The sequence below is a fragment of the Nesterenkonia populi genome (assembly GCF_007994735.1).
GTDB lineage: Bacteria > Actinomycetota > Actinomycetes > Actinomycetales > Micrococcaceae > Nesterenkonia > Nesterenkonia populi.
In genome coordinates this window covers 1,532,270-1,550,676 of the sequence record NZ_VOIL01000001.1, presented here as the reverse complement: position 1 = coordinate 1,550,676, position 18,407 = coordinate 1,532,270, and the positions used below count along the sequence as shown (strand labels likewise).

At 67.1% G+C, this 18,407-nt stretch carries 16 protein-coding genes, 1 tRNA gene and 1 pseudogene; 5 read left to right on the top strand and 13 right to left on the bottom strand.

Annotated features, from left to right (window positions below; translation table 11 throughout):
- Positions 1–18: 18 nt before the first annotated feature.
- From FWJ47_RS07130 to FWJ47_RS07120, 3 genes are all read right to left on the bottom strand, one after another.
- Positions 19–747, bottom strand: coding sequence for a phosphoadenylyl-sulfate reductase (locus FWJ47_RS07130; RefSeq protein WP_147106099.1), 729 nt, complete (start codon positions 745–747; stop codon positions 19–21).
- A complete protein-coding gene (locus FWJ47_RS07125) occupies positions 744–2,480 on the bottom strand; it encodes a nitrite/sulfite reductase (RefSeq protein ID WP_147106096.1) in 1,737 nt (578 codons plus the stop codon). The genes FWJ47_RS07130 and FWJ47_RS07125 overlap by 4 nt, the downstream gene beginning before the upstream one ends.
- 74 nt (positions 2,481–2,554) lie before the next feature.
- Positions 2,555–3,415 (bottom strand): sulfurtransferase, encoded by an 861-nt coding sequence (locus tag FWJ47_RS07120; RefSeq protein ID WP_147106092.1) that lies wholly within the window; start codon positions 3,413–3,415, stop codon positions 2,555–2,557.
- 148 nt (positions 3,416–3,563) lie between these two features.
- Between FWJ47_RS07120 and FWJ47_RS07115 the strand changes: the two genes are divergently transcribed.
- The 5 genes and pseudogenes from FWJ47_RS07115 to FWJ47_RS07090 all read left to right on the top strand — a co-directional run bounded on the left by FWJ47_RS07115 (position 3,564) and on the right by FWJ47_RS07090 (position 7,294).
- Positions 3,564–4,913, top strand: a complete 1,350-nt coding sequence (locus FWJ47_RS07115) for a hydroxysqualene dehydroxylase (RefSeq protein ID WP_147106089.1) — start codon at positions 3,564–3,566, stop codon at positions 4,911–4,913.
- A 77-nt stretch (positions 4,914–4,990) separates the two neighbouring features.
- Positions 4,991–5,067: transfer RNA gene (locus FWJ47_RS07110), tRNA-Pro, on the top strand.
- Between the two features lie 117 nt (positions 5,068–5,184).
- Positions 5,185–6,188: pseudogene (locus tag FWJ47_RS12440) on the top strand (IS3 family transposase); the annotation flags it as partial.
- Between the two features lie 134 nt (positions 6,189–6,322).
- On the top strand, positions 6,323–6,622 hold the full coding sequence (locus FWJ47_RS07095; protein ID WP_147106080.1) for a hypothetical protein: 300 nt from the start codon (positions 6,323–6,325) through the stop codon (positions 6,620–6,622).
- A 120-nt stretch (positions 6,623–6,742) separates the two neighbouring features.
- The gene (locus tag FWJ47_RS07090) at positions 6,743–7,294 is read left to right on the top strand and encodes a hypothetical protein (protein WP_211358982.1); all 552 of its coding nucleotides are present in this window, start codon (positions 6,743–6,745) and stop codon (positions 7,292–7,294) included.
- Positions 7,295–7,672: 378 nt separating this feature from the next.
- Here FWJ47_RS07090 and fdhA read toward each other — a convergent pair whose 3' ends face one another.
- The 10 genes from fdhA to FWJ47_RS07040 all read right to left on the bottom strand — a co-directional run bounded on the left by fdhA (position 7,673) and on the right by FWJ47_RS07040 (position 18,407).
- On the bottom strand, positions 7,673–8,887 hold the full coding sequence (fdhA, locus tag FWJ47_RS07085; RefSeq protein ID WP_147106077.1) for a formaldehyde dehydrogenase, glutathione-independent: 1,215 nt from the start codon (positions 8,885–8,887) through the stop codon (positions 7,673–7,675).
- A 135-nt stretch (positions 8,888–9,022) separates the two neighbouring features.
- Complete coding sequence (der, locus tag FWJ47_RS07080; protein ID WP_147106074.1) at positions 9,023–10,558, bottom strand: ribosome biogenesis GTPase Der; 1,536 nt, start codon at positions 10,556–10,558, stop codon at positions 9,023–9,025.
- Positions 10,558–11,250, bottom strand: a complete 693-nt coding sequence (cmk, locus tag FWJ47_RS07075; protein WP_147106071.1) for a (d)CMP kinase — start codon at positions 11,248–11,250, stop codon at positions 10,558–10,560. Before cmk ends, der begins: the two co-directional genes overlap by 1 nt.
- 2 nt (positions 11,251–11,252) lie before the next feature.
- Positions 11,253–12,335 carry a prephenate dehydrogenase gene (locus FWJ47_RS07070; RefSeq protein WP_147106068.1) on the bottom strand — a complete coding sequence of 361 codons (1,083 nt, stop codon included), beginning with the start codon at positions 12,333–12,335 and terminating at the stop codon, positions 11,253–11,255.
- The gene (locus FWJ47_RS07065; protein ID WP_147106065.1) at positions 12,332–13,273 is read right to left on the bottom strand and encodes a pseudouridine synthase; all 942 of its coding nucleotides are present in this window, start codon (positions 13,271–13,273) and stop codon (positions 12,332–12,334) included. The genes FWJ47_RS07070 and FWJ47_RS07065 overlap by 4 nt, the downstream gene beginning before the upstream one ends.
- Positions 13,274–13,283: 10 nt before the next feature.
- The gene (scpB, locus tag FWJ47_RS07060; RefSeq protein WP_147106062.1) at positions 13,284–13,967 is read right to left on the bottom strand and encodes an SMC-Scp complex subunit ScpB; all 684 of its coding nucleotides are present in this window, start codon (positions 13,965–13,967) and stop codon (positions 13,284–13,286) included.
- Positions 13,964–14,779: a segregation and condensation protein A gene (locus FWJ47_RS07055; RefSeq protein WP_147106059.1), complete on the bottom strand. Its 816-nt coding sequence runs from the start codon at positions 14,777–14,779 to the stop codon at positions 13,964–13,966. The genes scpB and FWJ47_RS07055 overlap by 4 nt, the downstream gene beginning before the upstream one ends.
- A gap of 7 nt (positions 14,780–14,786) precedes the next feature.
- Positions 14,787–15,674, bottom strand: a complete 888-nt coding sequence (locus FWJ47_RS07050; protein WP_147106056.1) for a ParA family protein — start codon at positions 15,672–15,674, stop codon at positions 14,787–14,789.
- Between the two features lie 11 nt (positions 15,675–15,685).
- Positions 15,686–16,714, bottom strand: a complete 1,029-nt coding sequence (locus FWJ47_RS07045; RefSeq protein WP_147106053.1) for a site-specific tyrosine recombinase XerD — start codon at positions 16,712–16,714, stop codon at positions 15,686–15,688.
- A 10-nt stretch (positions 16,715–16,724) separates the two neighbouring features.
- A complete protein-coding gene (locus tag FWJ47_RS07040) occupies positions 16,725–18,407 on the bottom strand; it encodes a CTP synthase (protein WP_147106050.1) in 1,683 nt (560 codons plus the stop codon).

The window sequence follows — 18,407 nt, the reverse complement described above, 5'->3', positions numbered from 1 at the left end:
ATCTGGGTGGGTGCGCGGTCAGGAGGTGGAGTCGGTGGTGTGGATGCCGCACTCCACCTTGCCGGTCCCGGCCCAGCGGCCGGACCGAGGGTCCTCACCGGGGGCCACCGGACGGGTGCAGGGCTTGCATCCGATGGAGGGGTAGCCGTGCTGCAGCAGCATGTTCACCGGGACCGAGTGATCGGTGGCGTAGCCGACGAGATCGTCGAAGCTCCAAGTGGCCAGCGGGTTGACCTTGACCAGCCCGTGCATCTCGTCCCAGGTGATCAGCGGCGTGCTGGCCCGGGTGGGGGCCTCGTCGCGGCGGACGCCGGTGAACCAGAGCTTGTACCCGGACAGGGCCTCGCCGAGGGGCTCCATCTTGCGCATGCGGCAGCAGGCGGCAGGGTCCCTGCTGAACAGGTCTTTGCCGTACTGCTCGTCCTGCTCAGCCACGGAGAGCTTCGGCTTCACGTCAACGACGTTCACGTCGAGGCTGTGCTCCACCTCGTTGCGCGCGGCGATGGTCTCGGCGAAGTGGTAGCCGGTCTCCAGGAAGAGGACGTCGACGCCGGGGATCTGGTCGGCGACCATGGCAGGCAGCACGGCGTCCTGCATGGAGCAGGCGACCGCCACCTCACGGAGGTCGAAGTTCTCCGCCGCCCAGGCGATGACCTGTTCGGCGGTGGCGTCCCAGTCGAGCTGCTCGGCGCCGGACTCGGCGAGCTCCTTGAGCTGCTCGAGGCTCATTGCGGTGGCTGTGCTCATGCTGCGGCTCCTTCCCACTCGTGCTGCAGGACTTCGTCCTCGACGCGGTGGGCCCACGCGGCGAAGGTCTCCGAGGCGGACTCCCGGGTGCCGAGATAGCGGCGGATCAGCTTCTCCACGTAGACGGCAACCCCATCACGGGTGACCTTCAGGCCGCGGACGGTGCGGCCCAGACCGGCTTCCTCATCACGGTCGGAGGAGGCGAGCCCGCCGCCGAGGTGCACCTGGTAGCCGGGGGTCTGCTCGCCGTCCTCGCCGGTCATCAGCTGACCCTTCAGCCCGATGTCTGCGACCTGGATGCGGGCGCAGGAGTTGGGGCAGCCGTTGATGTTCAGGGTGAGGCGCTCGGGCAGCTGGTCAGCGACGTCGGCCAATGCGCGTTCGAGCTGGTTGATGACCTTCACGCCGGTGGACTTGGTCTCCACGAAGGAGAGCTTGCAGTACTCGATGCCGGTGCAGGCCATGGTGGAGCGCCGGAAGACGCTGGGATCCGGATCCAGGCCGAGCTTCTTCAGCCCCCTCTTCAGGGAGTCGATGTGCTCCTCGGCGATGTCCAGCACCACAACCTTCTGGTGCGGGGTCGTGCGCAGCCGGGTGGAGCCGTGGGCTTCGATCAGATCAGCGAGCTTCAGCAGCAGCGCGCCGTTGACCCGGCCGACGGCGGGCGCCGCCCCGACGTAGAACTTCCCGTCCTTCTGAGCGTGCGTGCCGACATGATCGCCAGGGCTGGTGGGCGCCGGCGGCGCGGGTCCGTCGGTCAGCCTGCGGCCGAGGTACTCATCCTCGATGACCTGCCGGAACTTCTCCGGGCCCCAGTCGGCCAGCAGGAACTTCAGACGCGCCTTGTTGCGCAGACGCCGGTAGCCGTAGTCGCGGAAGCACTGGGTCACCGCGTACCAGACGTCCGGGGCCTCATCCTCGGTGAGGAAGACGCCGAGCCGCTCGGCCAGGCGCGGGTTGGTGGAGAGCCCGCCGCCGACCCACAGGTCGAACCCGGGCCCGTGCTCGGGATGGTTCACACCCACCAGAGCGAAGTCGTTGATCTCATGGACGACATCCTGACTGGGGTGCCCGGTGATCGCGGACTTGTACTTCCGCGGGAGGTTGGAGAGCTCCGGGTCACCGATGTAGCGCCGGGAGATCTCCTTGATCACGGGGGTGGGATCGATGATCTCCGCCGCGGATATCCCTGCCACCGGGGAGCCGAGGATGACGCGCGGGGTGTCGCCGCAGGCCTCGGTGGTGCCCAGGCCTACGGATTCCAGGCGCCGCCAGATCTCCGGCATGTCCTCGACCCGGACCCAGTGCAGCTGAATGTTCTGGCGGTCGGTGATGTCTGCGGTGCTGCGCGCGAAGTCACGGGAGAGCTCTCCGACGACACGCAGCTGCTCGGTGGTCAGCGCCCCTCCGTCCATGCGGATGCGCAGCATGAAGTACTCGTCGTCGACCTCTTCGGGAGGCAGCGAGTTGTGCGCGCCGGCGGGAACCCCTGGGCGGCGCTGCGTGTAGAGGCCCCACCAGCGGAAGCGGCCGCGGAGGTCGTCAGGGTCGATGGAGGCGAAGCCCTGCTTGGAGTAGATCTGCTCGATCCGCTCCCGGACGTTGAGGCCGTTGTCCGCCTGCTTGAACTCTTCGTTGTGGTTCAGCGGCTCCTGGCCGTCGACCTTCCATTGACCGTTGGGCTTCTTCTGCCGTGCGGGCCGTGCCGAGCGCGCGGGGGTCTCAGTGGACATAATTCAAAGGTACGCCTCTGTCCTGCCCTGAAAAGAACCGGACGTAAGTTTTGTTCACATTCTCGATCAGCGGGTCATGGGTGCGTGCCGACGACGACGCGGCGCGCCTCGTCACGCGTCCACTGGCTGAACCCGGCGGGGTAGAGCAGCGCCTGGAAGCCAGCCAGCTGCAGCGCGATGACGGAGTGGGCCGAATGCAGCCCAGAGGTGCAGTAGGCAGCCACCGGTCTCTCCGGGTCCACGCCCAGACGCAGGTACCGCTCACGCAGCTGCTGGGGCGGCAGGAACCGGCCGCTGCTGTCCAGGCTTCCGACTGCTGGGGCGCTGATGGCCCCGGGGATGTGCCCAGGGCGAGGGCTCAGCGGGTCATACTCGCCGGTGTAGCGGTCGGCGGGGCGAGCGTCGAGCAGCGTGGCGCGCTGGGCGAAGCCGACGACGTCGTCCGCCTCCAGCAGAGGCATCTGCTGCGGGGTGATGTGAGCGTCCCCGAAGTCCGGCATCTCCAGGCCGTCGGCGACCGCGCGGCCGGTGCCGGTCCAGGCTCTCAGGGAGCCGTCGAGGATCCGGACGTCGCCGAAGCCTGCCCATCTCAGCAGCCACCAGGCGCGGGCCGAGGAGAGGTTCTTGAGGTCGTCGTAGACGATGATCGTGTCGCCGTTGTTGACTCCCCAGCGCTGGACAGTGGCCTGGAACTCCTCGAGGACGGGCAGGGGGTGGCGCCCGTGCCCGTTGTTGGCGGCTTCGGGGTCGGCGAGCTCGTAGTCGAGGTCGACGAACACTGCGCCGGGGATGTGGCCCTGGAGGTATTCGGGCATGCCTTCGGGGCGGTCCTGGCGCCAGCGGACGTCGAGGATCTTCACCTGGGGGTCGCCCAGCCGGGCGTCGAGCTCTTCGGCGGAGATCAGAGGGCTGGTAGGGGTATTCTGGGGAGCCATAGCGTGGTCCACTGTAAGCGAGCTTTTTGAACATATCTGCTGTGTGTCGCCGTGTATCGCAACCTGAGACGGCAGATGAGCACAACGTTGCGCTGGGATCCAGGTGACCTGAAGTTTTCCTGGAGACTGCCCGGGTACTTTCCGATCCATGCCTGAGAACCAGAAGCACGCCGTCGTCGTCGGAGCGGGGCTGGCCGGCCTGGCCGCCGCCGTGGACCTGGTGGATGCGGGGCACCGCGTCACGGTGCTGGAGGCAGCGCCGCAGGTGGGCGGGCGGACCTCCAGCTGGGACGCGGACGGGATGACCATCGAATCAGGCCTGCACCGTTACCTGGGGTTCTACTCGGCGATGCCGGACCTGATCCGCCACGTGGGCAAGTCCCTGAACGAGGTGGTGGTCTGGGAGGACGAGATCGAGATCATCGCGCCCGACGGCGGGCCGCGGGCCGAATTCGGCGCTTCGATGGTTCACAAGCCGCTGAAGTCGGTGGCCGAGGCGCTGGGCAACAGTGATTTCCTGCCGATGGCGGAGAAGGCGAAGCTGGGCAGGATGCTGGCAGCCGGCGCCAAGCAGCACCTGGATGACCCTGCCTCCTTGGATGCGATCACGGTCAGCGACTATGCCCGGCAGCACGGGATCTCAGAGACCACGATCTTCCGGATTCTGGTGCCGCTGACCGAGGGACTGTTCTTTGTGCCGCCGGAGCGCTACTCGATGCACAATTTCATGGGGCTGATGGTCCCCTACTGGGACACGGCGGCCCTGGCCCGCGTGGGCGCGTTCTCCGGTCCGATGACCGAGGTGCTGGCGGAGCCGATTGCCGAGTACATCCGGTCCAGAGGCGGAACGGTGCGGACCTCCGCACCGGCGGAGCAGCTGATCACCGACGCCGGGGAAGTCACCGGTGTGCGGGTGGACGGTGAGCCGCTGGTGGCTGATGCTGTGGTGCTCGCCGCCTCGGTCGGACCTGCCCAGGAACTGGTGCAGGAGCAGCTGTCCGGCGTTGACTGGTTCGACGATTTCCTGAGCCTGGAGTCCACACCGAGCGTGGGCCTGCAGCTGGAGCTGTCTGAGCCGCTGATGCCCAAGGACCGTGCCACGTTCGGCCCCGGCACGGTGTTAGCCTCCTTCTCGGAACAGTCCCGCACTGCTTTCCGGGATTCCCGCGGCCGGGTCAGCATCATCTGCTCAGACCCGCACACCCATCGGGAGACCGACGCCTGGGAGCTGGTGAAGCTGGCGTTCGCCGACGCAGACCGTCTCGGGCTGGACCTGCGGAACAGGATGCTCGACTTCCGGAAGGTCGTGATCCCCTCGGACTTCTACTCGCTGGCCCCGGGAAACGAGGCGAAGCGTCCTGCGCAGCGGACACCGGTGAACGGCCTGGTGCTCGCCGGCGACTACACCAAGCAGAAGCACCTGGCGACGATGGAGGGAGCGGTGATCTCCGGACAGCTGGCCGCGCGGGCGGCGCTGGAGAGTGAGCTGGCCGGCTGAACTCGCTGGCCCACGGTTACTCGTGTAGACTTTCGGGGTGCTTCCGGCGGGGTTCGCTCCGCCGCAGAGCACGTCAACGGGCTATAGCGCAGCTTGGTAGCGCGTCCGTCTGGGGGACGGAAGGTCGTGGGTTCAAATCCCGCTAGCCCGACCACGGAGTGGTTACTCGAACAGGCGACTGAAAGGTCGCGAGTAACAGGGGTCAACAAGTGATTTTTCACACTGCGAGACCCGCCAGGTCTATTGGATCCGGCAGGCGCAGGGCCTCGATTTTCTTCGCGGGGGAACTCCATCCCCGCAGCCGCTGATCCTGGCGTTCATTGAGGAACTCAGGGGCCAAGGTTTCGCTGTCGAGTCGATCTGTCAGATCCTTTCTGCCGAGGGCATGAAGATCGCAGCGGGGACCTATCGGGCCTGGGCCCGCAAGAACCAACACGTCGCATCCCGCACGATCACTGATGCATCGGTGGAGGGCCAGATTCGGAAGCTGGCCTTCACGACCGATCGCCACGACAACACCAAGCTCGCTCCGGAGGGCCTCTACGGGCGCAGGAAGATGACCGCGCTGACCCGCCGCAGTATCCCGGGTGCCTCCCGGGGCGGAGTCGACCGGGCGATGCGCAGCCTGGGGCCGGTCGGCGTGCGCCGAGGCAAGGGCATCCGCACCACGATCCCGGCCAAGGACGGGGTCCGCGCCGAGGACCTGCTGAACCGGGACTTCACCGCAGAAGCGCCGAATCGTGTCTGGGTCGCGGATTTCACGTACGTGCGCACCTGGGCGGGGTGGTCCTATGTGGCCTTCATCGTCGATGTCTACGCCCAACAGATCATCGACTGAACGCGGCCATCACCAGAGAGACCGAACTGGTGGATATCCCGCTGCGTATGGCGATCTGGCAGCGTGATCGCGAAGACAACCCGGTGGAGCCAGGTCAGCTGATCAGCCACTCGGCCGCCGGTTCTCAGTACACCTCGGTGCGCTTCACCGAGCATCTGGAGATCGAGGGCATCCGCCCTTCAATCGGCACCGTCGGCGACACTTATGACAACAGCCTCATGGAGTCCCTCATTGGGCTGTTCAAGACCGAGTGCATCCGCACCGATGTCTTCCACGAGGGCCCCTACCGGCAGCTGGCAGACCTCGAGTTCGCCACCGCGGGCTGGGTCGGTTGGTGGAACAACCGCCGCCTCCACGGGACGCGGGGAAACCTGACCCCGGTAGAGTACGAACGCGCTTACTACGCAGCTAACGTGAGTGAGCCGCAGCCCGTATGACAGCGGCAGAGAACCTGGGGCGCTTCATCTCGCGTCACAAGACCCAATAGAACTCTAGAGAAATTCAGGGAGACGTTGCTTCCGGGACGTCGCAAGAACTTGCCCAAGTCCCCGTACAACACCGATCTCCCAAAATGTCGAGCGCTGAGGCTGGGGCTCGTTACTCGGCATCTCTCGCTGCCAAAGTATTCAGCGACAAGCAGATGAAGATCGTGGCAAATTCAGACATCGTTGGCGCTGAGAGTCTCGAAGAAGTACGAAGTGAACTGGCAAAACTTCCTCCTGATGAAATCGCTAGCTTGCTCAAGATGATGGCGACGGATCCACCAATGCTTAGCGAGGAGACCTTGGCAGGACTCGCCAGTATTCCTCGTCGACAAAGAAACTCAAGCTCCAGGGAGTTGCGTCATCTTCGACGAAAGGGTGAGTCATGAGTTCGATCGTGTGCAGTCGGTGATCACGGCGGAGGCATTTGTGTTGTGGCGCATACTGTCGCAAAGTCCACAGAGATAGATCCTCCGGGGGTCTCTATACCCCTATGCCATACTTCAACCGTGCCCAACCTCCCGGATCTGCGTGCGGCAATGAATTTCCCCGGCTACATCCCTGACGCGTGGACGCGCGTTGGCCTGGAAGGCGCCGGATACGAGGGGTTTCTACCCTTTGACGAACTTCGCTCCACCCGCCCCACGACAGACCCAGGCGTGTATGTGGTACTGCGCGAGTCCAACAAGCCGCCGAAGTTCCTCGAACGCAGCCCAGCCGGTAAGACGCGCGATTTCACGGCACCGATCGCCACGCTGGAGCAGGCTTGGGTGCCAGGCTCGGAGGTCCTGTATATCGGTAAGGCAACCTGGGGTGCTCGACAGGACGGTATCCATCGGCGGCTGAAGCAGTACCGACGAACCGGAGCCGGCACCGCCGACAACCATGATGGCGGTGTCTGGATCTTCCAGCTCGAGGACGCTGCCTCGCTCAGCGTCTGCTGGCGACCGGCACACGATCCTTCGGACAAGTTCGTGGACGCTCTCGAAACCCGACTCATCGCAGACTTCGCTTCACGGCGCGAACACGGCAAACGGCCCTTTGCCAATCGGACAGTTTGAGAGATGCCAGAAAGTCGCTCGGGTTGTTGACGTAACTGCTGCCCACTAAAGCTACCGGGAACCGCGTATATCCGTGGCGTCGGGACGAAAATCCTCTCAGAATATCCCCGTGTGCGACAACAGTTCGCAGGTAGCGGTTCTGAGCTTGTCAGTTCCGGTCTGCGAGGATCCAACGTCCCGCGCGGTCGCTTTCGCGTAGATTCGGGTGCAACCAGGGGGGCAGGCAAAACCTCGTCAAGCAAGGCATCTACTTCTTTTGCCAGCTTGTCCATTTTGTTGGCTTGTGCATCCGATAGCCCGTCCCGAATGAGGAGACCCTCTGCAGACCGTGTGCGCGCGGTCCGCAGAGGGCTTTTTCGTTCCCTCTGAGCAGCAGGCCTAGGCAGGCACCATCCCGTGCGGGTCGATCACGAACTTCCGTGCCACGCCTGAATCGAACTGCTGGTAGGCATCCGGCGCCTCATCGAGCGTCACCGCAGTGGCGCTGACCACCTCGGCGATCTTCGCCTTGTCATAGATGATCGCCTTCATCAGCTGCCGGTTGTACTGCTTCACCGGGCACTGGCCGGTCGCGAACGAGTGCGACTTCGCCCAGCCCAGGCCCAGCCGCACGCCCAAGGTGCCTTCCTTCGCGCTGGCATCCGCTGCGCCGGGGTCACCCGTGACGTACAGGCCGGGGATGCCGATGCCGGCACCGGCTCGGGCCACCTCCATACAGTCATTGAGCACCGTGGCCGGGGCCTCGTCAGCATCCCTGCCGTGGCCGCGCGCCTCAAAGCCCACCGCATCCACTGCAGCGTCTACCTCCGGCTCCCCCAGCACCTGCTCGATCTTCTCCGGCAGAGTGCCGTCCTCGGTGAGGTCGATCCCTACGCAGCCGAAGCTCTCGGCCTTGGCGAGCCGCTCCTTGTTCATATCGCCGACGAGCACTGCGCCCGCACCCAGCAGCTGCGCCGAATGCGCCGCTGCCAGGCCCACCGGGCCCGCGCCGGCGATGTAGACGGTGGAGCCGGTGGTCACGCCCGCGGTGTAGGCGCCGTGATATCCAGTCGGGAAGATGTCAGAGAGCATCGTAAGGTCCAGGATCTTCTCCAGCGCCTGGTCCCGGTCCGGGAACTTCAGCAGATTGAAGTCCGCGTACGGCACCAGGACGTACTCGGCCTGACCGCCGATCCAGCCGCCCATATCCACGTACCCGTAGGCGGCCCCCGCCCTGGCCGGGTTGACGTTCAGGCAGATGCCGGTCTTGCCCACGTTGCACATCCGGCAGCGGCCGCAGGCAATGTTGAACGGGACCGAGCAGATGTCGCCCGGCTTGGCGAAGAGGACATCGTCGCCCGTCTCCACCACCTCGCCGGTGATCTCGTGGCCGAGGCTCTGGCCCACCGGGGCGGTGGTGCGGCCACGGACCATGTGCTGGTCCGAACCGCAGATATTGGTGGTGACCACCTTCAGGATCGCCGCATGCGGCGCCTTCTGAGAGATGCCGAAATGGTCGGCGACCTCCCTGGGGATCTCCAGCTTGGGGTAGTCGACGGATTCGACCGCAACCTCACCCGGGCCCTTATAGACGACAACACGATTCGAACTCACGACGGACTCCTTTGTCGGTCAACTTCGCCGTGACGGACATCACGGCTCCCAGTTCCTACGCTAGCGCGAAGAACTTCAAAGGTGAAGGACCATTCCGCCATTCACGAGATCGAATAAACTAAAAGATAACAAGAATCACTTGCGGCGGCCGCGCTTCTCGCGCACGCGCATCTGCACCTCGATCGGGGTGCCGGTGAAGTCGAAAGTCTCGCGCAGCCGGCGGATGATGAACCGGCGGTAGCCCGGGTCCAGGAACCCAGTGGTGAACAGCACGAACTTCGGTGGCCGGGTGCTCGGCTGCGTGCCGAAGAGAATCCGGGGCTGTTTGCCGCCGCGGACCGGGTGGGGGTGAGCCGCCACCAGCTCGCCGAGGAACGCATTGAGCCGGCCGGTCGGGATCCGCTGCTCCCAGTTGGTCAGCGCTGTCCCCAACGCCGGGGCGAGCCTGTCCTTGTGCCAGCCGGTGCGCGCCGAGACGTTCACCCGCGGAGCCCACGCCGCATGCGCCAGATCCCTGCTGATCTCACGCTCCAGGTAGTAGCGGCGCTCATCATCCAGCAGGTCCCACTTGTTGTAGGCCAGAACCAGGGCTCGGCCGGCGTCGAGAACCATCTGAATGATACGAACGTCCTGCTCACTGATCGGCTCGTCCACCGACAGCAGCACGACGGCGACCTCGGCCTTGTCCAGGGCCCGCTGGGTGCGCAGCATCGCGTAGTACTCGGAGCCGGCGGCCATGTGCTGACGACGCCGAATCCCTGCGGTGTCGACGAACCGCCACTGCTCGCCGCCCAGTGCGATGAACTCATCCACCGGATCCCGGGTTGTGCCGGCCACATCGTCCACCACGACGCGCTCGGATCCGGCCAGCTTATTGAGCAGGGAGGACTTGCCCACGTTGGGCCGCCCCACCAGCGCCACCCGGCGGGGCCCGCCCAGCGGAATCATCCCGCCGTGCTGCGCGGTCTCCGGAAGGGCCTTCATGGCGGCGTCGAGCAGGTCACCGGTGCCGGTTCCGTGCAGCGACGAGATCGGGTACGGCTGCCCCAGGCCAAGGTTCCAGAGCGCGTAGACCTCCGCCATCTGCGCGGAGCCCTCGTGGGTGCTGTCGATCTTATTGGCCGCGAGCATCACCGGCTTTCGCTTCCGGCGCAGCATCTTCACCACAGCCTCATCCACTGCGGTGGCGCCCACCAGGCCGTCGACCACGAACACAACAGCATCCGCCTCGTCGACGGCGATCTCCGCCTGATCGGCAACCTGCTTGTCCATCCCGCGGGCGTCAGCCTCCCAGCCCCCTGTGTCCATGAGGGTGAAGTCCTTGCCGTTCCACTCGGCGTCATAGGAGACGCGGTCCCGCGTGACGCCGGGGAGGTCCTCCACGACAGCCTCGCGGGAACGGATGATTCGGTTGACCAGGGTGGACTTGCCCACATTGGGCCGCCCGATGACCGCCAGAACCGGGGGCGCCGGCACATAGGGCCGCTCCCCCTCGTCCTCAAAGTCCTCGGCGAGGAGGTAGGCGTCCTCCTCCTCAAGGTCATAGTCCTCCAGCCCCGCGCGCAGGGCTGCGGCACGCGCCTCAGCCTCATCCTCGCTGAGCGACGCAAGACGCTCCTCGATGCGGTCCTCCCCTTCGGGAAGGTACTCGTCCTCCATACGCTCACTCATCAGGCAGCCTCCTGGAGGGCCTCGACCCGTCCGATCAGGGAATCAACGGTCTCCTCGAAGGTCAGCTCGGAGCTGTCGAGCACCGCGACGCCGTCAGCGGCCTCCGTGAAGTTCGACGCCGCCGAGTCCTTGCGGTCCCGCTCAAGCACCTGCCGCTTCAGCGCGGCCTCGTCCTGCTCGGCGCCGGACTCCACGCTCAGCTGCAGTCCGCGGCGGCGCAGCCGGGCCTCCGCGGAGGCGGTCAGCAGCACGCGCACCTGAGCGTCCGGAGCCACCACCGTGGTGATGTCACGACCCTCCGCGACGATGAAGCCGGAGTCATCAATGATGCGGCGCTGAGCATCGATCAGCAGGGACCTGGCCGGCCGGTTGGTGGCCACCTGAGACACCACCTCGGAGATCCGGGGCTCACGGATCGCCGAGGTCACGTCAGCCTGGCCCACCGTGATGGTCTGGTGCTCCGGGTCAGTGGAGATGTGCAGGGGCAGCTCCTCCACCGCGACTGCGACCGCCGTCTCATCGTCCAGGTCCACCTGCTGGTCCAAGCAGTACCAGGCGGCAGCGCGGTACATCGCGCCGGTGTCGAGGTAGTCCGCGCCCAGCTGGGCGGCAGCCGCACGGCAGACACTGGACTTCCCGGAGCCCGACGGCCCGTCAACGGCGATGATCATCCGCGAGTGTGGTTCAGCCATAACTATGTCAGCACTACCTTCCATCCGATGTGCGTCAGCGCCTGGGCCAGCTCCTCTGCCCGGCCGGGCAGAACAGAAAGCTCCACCATACCGACCTGGTGGCCGGCGGAGTGATCCATCCTCATGTCCTCGACGTTGACCCCGGCCTCAGCGACATCGTTGAGGACCGCGGCAATCTGGCCGGGCCTGTCATCAACGATGACCGTGACCACGGTGAAGGACTGCGGCGGTGTGCCGTGCTTGCCGGGAATCCGTGCCACCCCCGCGTTGCCCTCAGCGATCAGCTGGGCGATGTCAGCCTGCCCGCCCGGGGCGCGCGGGGACTCCAGCGTGCCGATGAGGCGGCTCACGTCCTCGCTCAGCCCGTAGAGGATCTCAAGGACCGCGGAGGCGTTGTGGGTGAGGATCTGGACCCACAGGTTCGGATCAGAGGCGGCGATCCGGGTGACGTCCCGCAGCCCGTTGCCGGAGAGCTCCAGAGCGTTCCCCGGCGCGTCCTGCAGCCGGGATGCCACCAGCGAGGCGGCCACCTGCGGCAGATGGCTGATCAGTGCCACCGACTCGTCATGCTCGGCAGGGCCCATCCGGTGCAGACTGGCGCCGAGCAGCCGGGCGAGCTCCTCAGCCTCGGCCACCGCGGAGGCCTCAGCGGTCTCGTGCGGGCAGATCACCCAGGGCATCGAGGTGAACAGGGCCCCGCGGGCGGCCACCGGCCCCGAGCGCTCCCTGCCCGCCATGGGGTGGGTTCCCACGTAGCGGGACAGGTCGAGACCCTCCTGGATCTGGTGCAGCTCCTCAAGGATGGAGCCCTTGACCGAGGCGATGTCCACGACGATCGCTTCGGGGTGCTGGACCAGCGCCAGATGGACCTCCTCCGCAGTGGCCTCCGGGGGTGCGGCGACGACGACCAGATCGGGGTGCTCGTCAGCCGGCCAGGGACTGCCGGCTCCGATGTCCTCGGCGATCCGCATCGCGGTGCCGGAAGGATCGGAGAGCCACACCGCCTTGCCCGCGGCACGCAGCCCGAGCCCGATGCTGGCGCCGAGCAGGCCGGTGCCCCGGATCAGAACCGTCTGGAAGCTCATGCCTCGCTCCCCTCCGGCTGCCGGGGCCCGCTGACGAGGTCCTGCAGGTAGCCGACCTCCCGGCCCGTCAGCTCGCGGACGGTGCCCTGGGGCTGGTCGCCGATGGTGATGCCGCCGATGGCGGTGCGCACCAGCCGAGTCACCGGGTGGCCCAGATGCTCGAAGATGCGGCGGACGATCCTGTTGCGCCCGGAGTGGATGGTCAGCTCGACCATGCTCTTCCCGCCGCTGGAGCCCATGTGGGTGAAGGCGTCCGCCGCGACGGGCCCATCCTCCAGCTCGATGCCCGCCTTCAGCTGGGCGCCGGCTCTCTTGGGCAGACTGCCGCGCAGCTCCGCCATGTAGGTCTTGGGCACCTCGTAGGACGGGTGGGTGAGCTGGTGGGTGAGGTCACCGTCGTTGGTGAGCAGCAGCAGACCCTCGGTCTCATAGTCGAGGCGGCCGACGTGAACCAGCCGCGCCGCCTGCTGCTCGTCGGTGAGGAAGTCCCCGACGCAGCGGCGGCCCTCCGGATCAGACATGGTGGTCATGACTCCGGCAGGCTTGTTGAGCATCACGTACTGGTGCTCCACGTCCAGGTTCAGCCGGACCCCGTCCACATGGATGATGACCTGCTCCGGGACCACACGGACGCCCGGCTCGATGACGGTGAGCCCGTCCACCATGACGCGGCCCTCTGCGATGAGGTTCTCGCTGACCCGGCGAGAGGCGACCCCCGCGGAGGCGAGCACCTTCTGCAGGCGGGTGCCGTCGTCGTCATGGACTGCCCGGAAGTTCTCCTCGGCCTCGTCGGCGCGCAGCTTGACCGGCTTGGACTCGGCAGAGATCAGCCGGTGCTTGGCCTGGTCGGAGAACGGCCCGCCGGATGTGCCGGGCTTAGGGGTGCGCGCAGCACGTGATGCTCTGGGCGCGCGACGGCCCGGACCCCTCGAAGACATGCCTGCCAGTCTACCGGCCAGCAGGCCCTTCCCTGTCCGCGGCTGGGGGGCCGCTCACGTGCCCGCCGGACCCGTCCTCGTCCAGGTCCGTATCGGTGAGGTCTCCGACGCCGGGCAGGTGCGGGCTCAGCTGCGGCAGCTCCTCCAGGGAGTCCAGTCCGAGCCTCTCCAGAAACTCCCCGGTGGTGGTGTAGAGCGTGGCGCCGGTGGCCGGGTCGGTGCCCGCGGTGTCCAGCAGGCCCCGGGTGACCAGGGTGCGCACCACGCCGTCCACATTCACCCCGCGGATCGCGGCCACGGCCGAGCGGGACACCGGCTGCCGGTAGGCGACCACCGCGAGGGTCTCCAATGCCGCCTGGGACAGCCGTGACGTCTGCCCGCCCAGCACGAACGCGGAGACCTGATCGGCGTACCGCGGCCTGGAGTAGCACCGCCAGCCTCCTGCGACCTCCCGCAGCTCGAACCCGCGCTGACGTCCTCCGCCGCTGCCGTCCGCCTCCGCCTTCAGCTCATCCAGCAGGGCCTGGACCTGATGCTCGGAGAGCTCGACGGCGACGGCCAGCTCCGCGGCGGTGACCGGGTGCTCGGTGACCATCAGCACCGCCTCCACCGCCCCGAGGAAGTCCTCGTGGGAGACCAGGTGACCGGTGTCCAGCTCCTCCAGAGCCGGTCCCGGCTCAGGCGTCTCGCTCATGCCTGCTCCTCCCCCGCCGCACTGCCCTGCACGGCGCTCTCCTCTGCCGCCCAGGCGACGGTGAGCTCACCCAGCGGGGCGGGCTGGTCCAGGTTCACCTGCCGGTCCCGGAACAGCTCCAGCAGCCCCAGAAAACGCACGACGACGACCAGCTGAGACTCAGCGTCGGCAATCAGCTCCGCGAAGCTCGCCTGCCCCGTCGCCCGCAGCAGCTCAGCCATATGCTGCTTCTCCGCGGCGGAGTCCACCGTCGCGTGCAGGTGCCCCAGGCGCACATCGTCCGGCTCAGCCGCTCGACGCGCGAACGCCTTCTCCGCCAGGGCACGAAGATCCCCGGCGGTGGTGGTGAGCTTCAGCTCCGGCATCAGCCCGGCCAGCTGCGGGTCCTCCCCCGGCCGACGCGGGAAGCGGCCCGCGTTGCCGCCCACCGCCTGGCCGATGTGCCCGGCGATCCGCTTGAACGCCCGGTACTGCAGCAGACGGGCGAAGAGCAGGTCCCGGGCCTCCAGCGCGGCGAGATCCTCCTCTGACTCCGGCTCGGCGCCGGGCAGAAGCTGAACGAGCTTCATATCCAGCAGCGTGGCCGCCACGAAGACGAAGTTCGATGACTCGTCCAGAGCCTTCCGTGCGTCCAAGGTGCGCACATAGGCGAGGAACTCGTCTGTGACCTCGGCGAGCGCGACGGCGGTGACGTCCATCCTTCGCTTGGCGATCAGGCCCAGCAGCAGGTCGAAGGGCCCGTCGAAGTTATCCAGGGTGAGCCGGAAGCCGGTCGGCTCTGCGGCGTCGGCGTCCAGGACTTCGGTGGTCATCGGCGGATCATGGGGCGGCGCCGCGGCCGATGAGCTCGCGGGCCAGCTGGCGGTAGGCCTTGGCGCCGTCGTGCTTGTGGGCGTAGGCGGTGATGGGCTCGGCGGCGACGGTCGCGTCGGGGAACTTGATCGACCGTTTGATCACGGTCTCGAAGACCTTCTCGCCGAAGGCCTCGACGATCCGCTGGATGACCTCTTTGGCGTGGGTGGTGCGCAGATCCACCATGGTGACCAGCACGCCGTCGACCTCCAGGTCCGGGTTGATGCGGTCCTGGACCTTCTCGATGGTCTCCTTCAGCAGGGCGACCGCCCGCAGGGCGAAGAACTCGGCGACCAGGGGAATGATGACGCCGTGGGCGGCGGTCAGCGCATTGACGGTCAGCAGCCCCAGGGAAGGCTGGCAGTCAATGATGATGACGTCGTAGTCGTCGCGGACCTCCCGCAGGGCCCGCTGCAGCACCTGCTCACGGCCGACCTCGGTGACCAGCTGGACCTCGGCGGCGGAGAGGTCGATGTTGGCCGGAAGCAGGTCGATCCCGGGGATGTGGGTGGAGAGCAGGGCGTCGCGGGTGCTGACATCCTTCTCCATCAGGACGTTGTAGACGCTGACCTCGAGGTCATGGGGGGCAGCGCCCAAGCCTGCGGTGAGCGCTCCCTGGGGGTCGAAGTCCACCATGAGGACCCTCCGCCCGTACTCGGCGAGCGCCGCGCCCAGGTTGATGGCGGAGGTGGTCTTGCCCACGCCGCCCTTCTGGTTGACCACGGCGATGGTGCGGGCCGGTCCGTGGGAGTCGAGAGCGTCAGGGATGGGGAACTCGTGCTTGGGCCTGCCGGTGGGGCCGATGATGGCGTCCCCGTGGATGGTGACAAGCTCGGTGGGTTCCTGGTCCGTCATGGCTCCTTACCCTACAAGGCTCGCGGATGGGCCGATACGTAGGTTTCGCGGAGGGAGTCTGCGGTGACGCTGGTGTAGATCTGGGTGGTGGTCACTGAGGCGTGGCCGAGGAGCTCCTGGACGGTGCGGACATCGGCGCCGCCTTCCAACAGGTGGGTCGCGCAGCTGTGCCGCAGGGTGTGCGGGGAGACCTCCGCCTCGATCCCAGCAGCTTGGGCGGCCTTGCGCAGCACGGTCCAGGCGGATTGGCGTGAGAGCCGGCCGCCGAGCCTGTTCAGGAACAGGGCGGGCGAGGCGCGGCGCCGTGCGGGGCTGGAGGACTTTGCCGCGGCTTCGGCGAGAGCCGGGCGCCCCGCGGTGAGGTAGTCGCCGACGGCGCGCTGAGCGTACTGCCCCAGGGGAACAAGCCGCTGCTTGTCCCCCTTGCCGGTGACCCGCACCAGCTGCTGCTGCGTTTCGCCGGCCTGCTGGGGGGCCGTTCCTTCGCTGCCCGAAAGGTCCTGCGGATCCTCCCGGTCCCTGCTCGCCCTGCGGGAGATGATGTGCACGTCGTCTGCGTCCAAGGCGACCGCTTCGCTGATGCGGGCGCCGGTGGCGTAGAGAAACTCCAGGAGCGCCTTGTCGCGCAGGCCCAGCGGCGCAGCGGTGCTGGGGGCCTCCAGCAGGGCCTCGACCTGCTGGACCGTCAGCGCCTTGGGCAGGGTCTCGGGCAGTTTGGGCGCGGCGACCTGCTTGGCCGGGTCATGGGGGGCGGCTCCCTCCAGCGCCCAGTACCGGTGGGCGCCTCGGACAGAGGCCAGGGCGCGGGCCGCTGACCGCTCCGAGAGAGGGCTGCCGCCGTCGGCCCCGGTGGAGAGAGCCTGCAGGAACTCCGCGATGTGGCCCTCGTCCGTCTCCGCCGGCGAGCCCACGCCCCGGCTGGCCAGGTAGGCGGTGTACCTGCGGAGGTCACGCCGGTAGGAGGCGAAGGTGTTCTCTGAGACGCCGCGCTCGATGCGCAGGTGGCTCAGATACTCGTCCACCGCCTCCGGAAGGCTCAACGGCGCCGGCTCACCAGGTCTCGCGGCGCTGCAGCCCGGCCCGGATCAGCCCGGCGAACAGCGGGTGCGGGCTGGTGGGGCGGGACTTCAGCTCAGGGTGCGCCTGGGTGGAGACATAGTAGGGATGAACATCCCGGGCCAGCTCCACGAACTCGACCAGCGTGCCGTCCGGGCTGGTCCCGGAGAACACCAGCCCAGCCTCGGAGAGCTGCTCCCGGTAGGCGTTGTTCACCTCGTAGCGGTGCCGGTGGCGCTCGGATATCTCCGTGGTGCCGTAGGCCTCAGCCACCACTGAGCTCTCCAGCAGGGACGCGTCATAGGCGCCCAGGCGCATGGTGCCGCCGAGGTCGCCCTCACCGGAGACGATGTCCTTCTGCTCGGCCATGGTGGCGATGACGGGGAATTTGGTGTCCGGGTCGAACTCGGTGGAGTTCGCCTCGGACAGGCCCAGCACGTTGCGGGCGTACTCCATCACCATCGTCTGCAGACCCAGGCAGAGGCCGAGGGCAGGCACGCCGTTCTCCCGGGCGTAGCGCAGCGCGCCGATCTTGCCGTCCAGGCCGCGGACGCCGAACCCTCCGGGCACGCAGATCGCGTCCGCCCCGGCGAGGGCCTTGGCCGCTCCCTCCTGGTCGGCGCACAGGTCGGAGGGGACCCAGCGGATCTTGGTCTTGGCACTGTTGGCGAAGCCTCCGGCGCGCAGCGCCTCGGTGACGGAGAGATAGGCGTCGGGCAGGTCGATGTACTTGCCGACGAGGGCGACCTCCACCTCGTGGTCGGGGTGGTGGACCACGTTGAGCAGACTGTTCCACTTGGACCAGTCGACGTCCTTGAACTTCAGGTCCAGGGCCTGAACCACGTAGGCGTCCATCGCCTGCTTGTGCAGGATGCGGGGGATGTCATAGATGCTCGGGGCGTCGGCGCAGTTGATGACGGCGTCAGCATCGACGTCGCACATCCGGGAGATCTTGCCGCGGATGTCGGCGGGCAGCTCCCGGTCGCTGCGCAGCACGATCCCGTCCGGCTGGATGCCCAGGGAGCGCAGAGCAGCCACGGAGTGCTGGGTGGGCTTGGTCTTCAGCTCCTGGGAGGGGCCGATGTAGGGCACCAGGGAGACGTGCAGGAAGAACACGTTCTCCCGGCCGACGTCCTGGCGCAGCTGGCGGGCGGCCTCGAGGAAGGGCTGGGACTCGATGTCGCCGACGGTGCCGCCGATCTCGGTGATGATGATGTCCGGCGCTCCGCGCTCCCCCGCCTCATCGGCGGGCAGTCGCATGCGGCGCTTGATCTCATCAGTGATGTGAGGGATGACTTGGACAGTGTCGCCGAGGTAGTCGCCGCGGCGCTCCTTCTCGATCACCGAGGAGTAGACCTGTCCGGTGGTGACGTTGTTGATGCCGTCGAGGTTCTCGTCGAGGAACCGCTCGTAGTGGCCGATGTCCAGGTCGGTCTCGGCGCCGTCCTCGGTGACGAAGACCTCACCGTGCTGGAAGGGGTTCATGGTGCCGGGATCCACGTTGAGATAGGGATCCAGCTTCTGCATCACCACGGAAAGGCCGCGGGCTCGGAGCAGATGGCCCAGGGATGAAGCGGTCAGGCCCTTGCCGAGGGATGAGACCACACCCCCTGTGACGAAGATCTGCCGTGTTGGGCTGGGGGTGTTCTGGTTTCTGGAAGACGCGCGGTTGACCAC

Bases quoted from the DNA above. Each gene is read 5' to 3' on its own strand.
- FWJ47_RS07130 (WP_147106099.1), bottom strand. From the start codon at position 747: ATGAGCACAGCCACCGCAATGAGCCTCGAGCAGCTCAAGGAGCTCGCC.
- FWJ47_RS07125 (WP_147106096.1), bottom strand. From the start codon at position 2,480: ATGTCCACTGAGACCCCCGCGCGCTCGGCACGGCCCGCACGGCAGAAG.
- FWJ47_RS07120 (WP_147106092.1), bottom strand. From the start codon at position 3,415: ATGGCTCCCCAGAATACCCCTACCAGCCCTCTGATCTCCGCCGAAGAG.
- FWJ47_RS07115 (WP_147106089.1), top strand. From the start codon at position 3,564: ATGCCTGAGAACCAGAAGCACGCCGTCGTCGTCGGAGCGGGGCTGGCC.
- FWJ47_RS07095 (WP_147106080.1), top strand. From the start codon at position 6,323: ATGTCGAGCGCTGAGGCTGGGGCTCGTTACTCGGCATCTCTCGCTGCC.
- der (WP_147106074.1), bottom strand. From the start codon at position 10,558: ATGAGTGAGCGTATGGAGGACGAGTACCTTCCCGAAGGGGAGGACCGC.
- cmk (WP_147106071.1), bottom strand. From the start codon at position 11,250: ATGGCTGAACCACACTCGCGGATGATCATCGCCGTTGACGGGCCGTCG.
- FWJ47_RS07070 (WP_147106068.1), bottom strand. From the start codon at position 12,335: ATGAGCTTCCAGACGGTTCTGATCCGGGGCACCGGCCTGCTCGGCGCC.
- FWJ47_RS07065 (WP_147106065.1), bottom strand. From the start codon at position 13,273: ATGTCTTCGAGGGGTCCGGGCCGTCGCGCGCCCAGAGCATCACGTGCT.
- scpB (WP_147106062.1), bottom strand. From the start codon at position 13,967: ATGAGCGAGACGCCTGAGCCGGGACCGGCTCTGGAGGAGCTGGACACC.
- FWJ47_RS07055 (WP_147106059.1), bottom strand. From the start codon at position 14,779: ATGACCACCGAAGTCCTGGACGCCGACGCCGCAGAGCCGACCGGCTTC.
- FWJ47_RS07050 (WP_147106056.1), bottom strand. From the start codon at position 15,674: ATGACGGACCAGGAACCCACCGAGCTTGTCACCATCCACGGGGACGCC.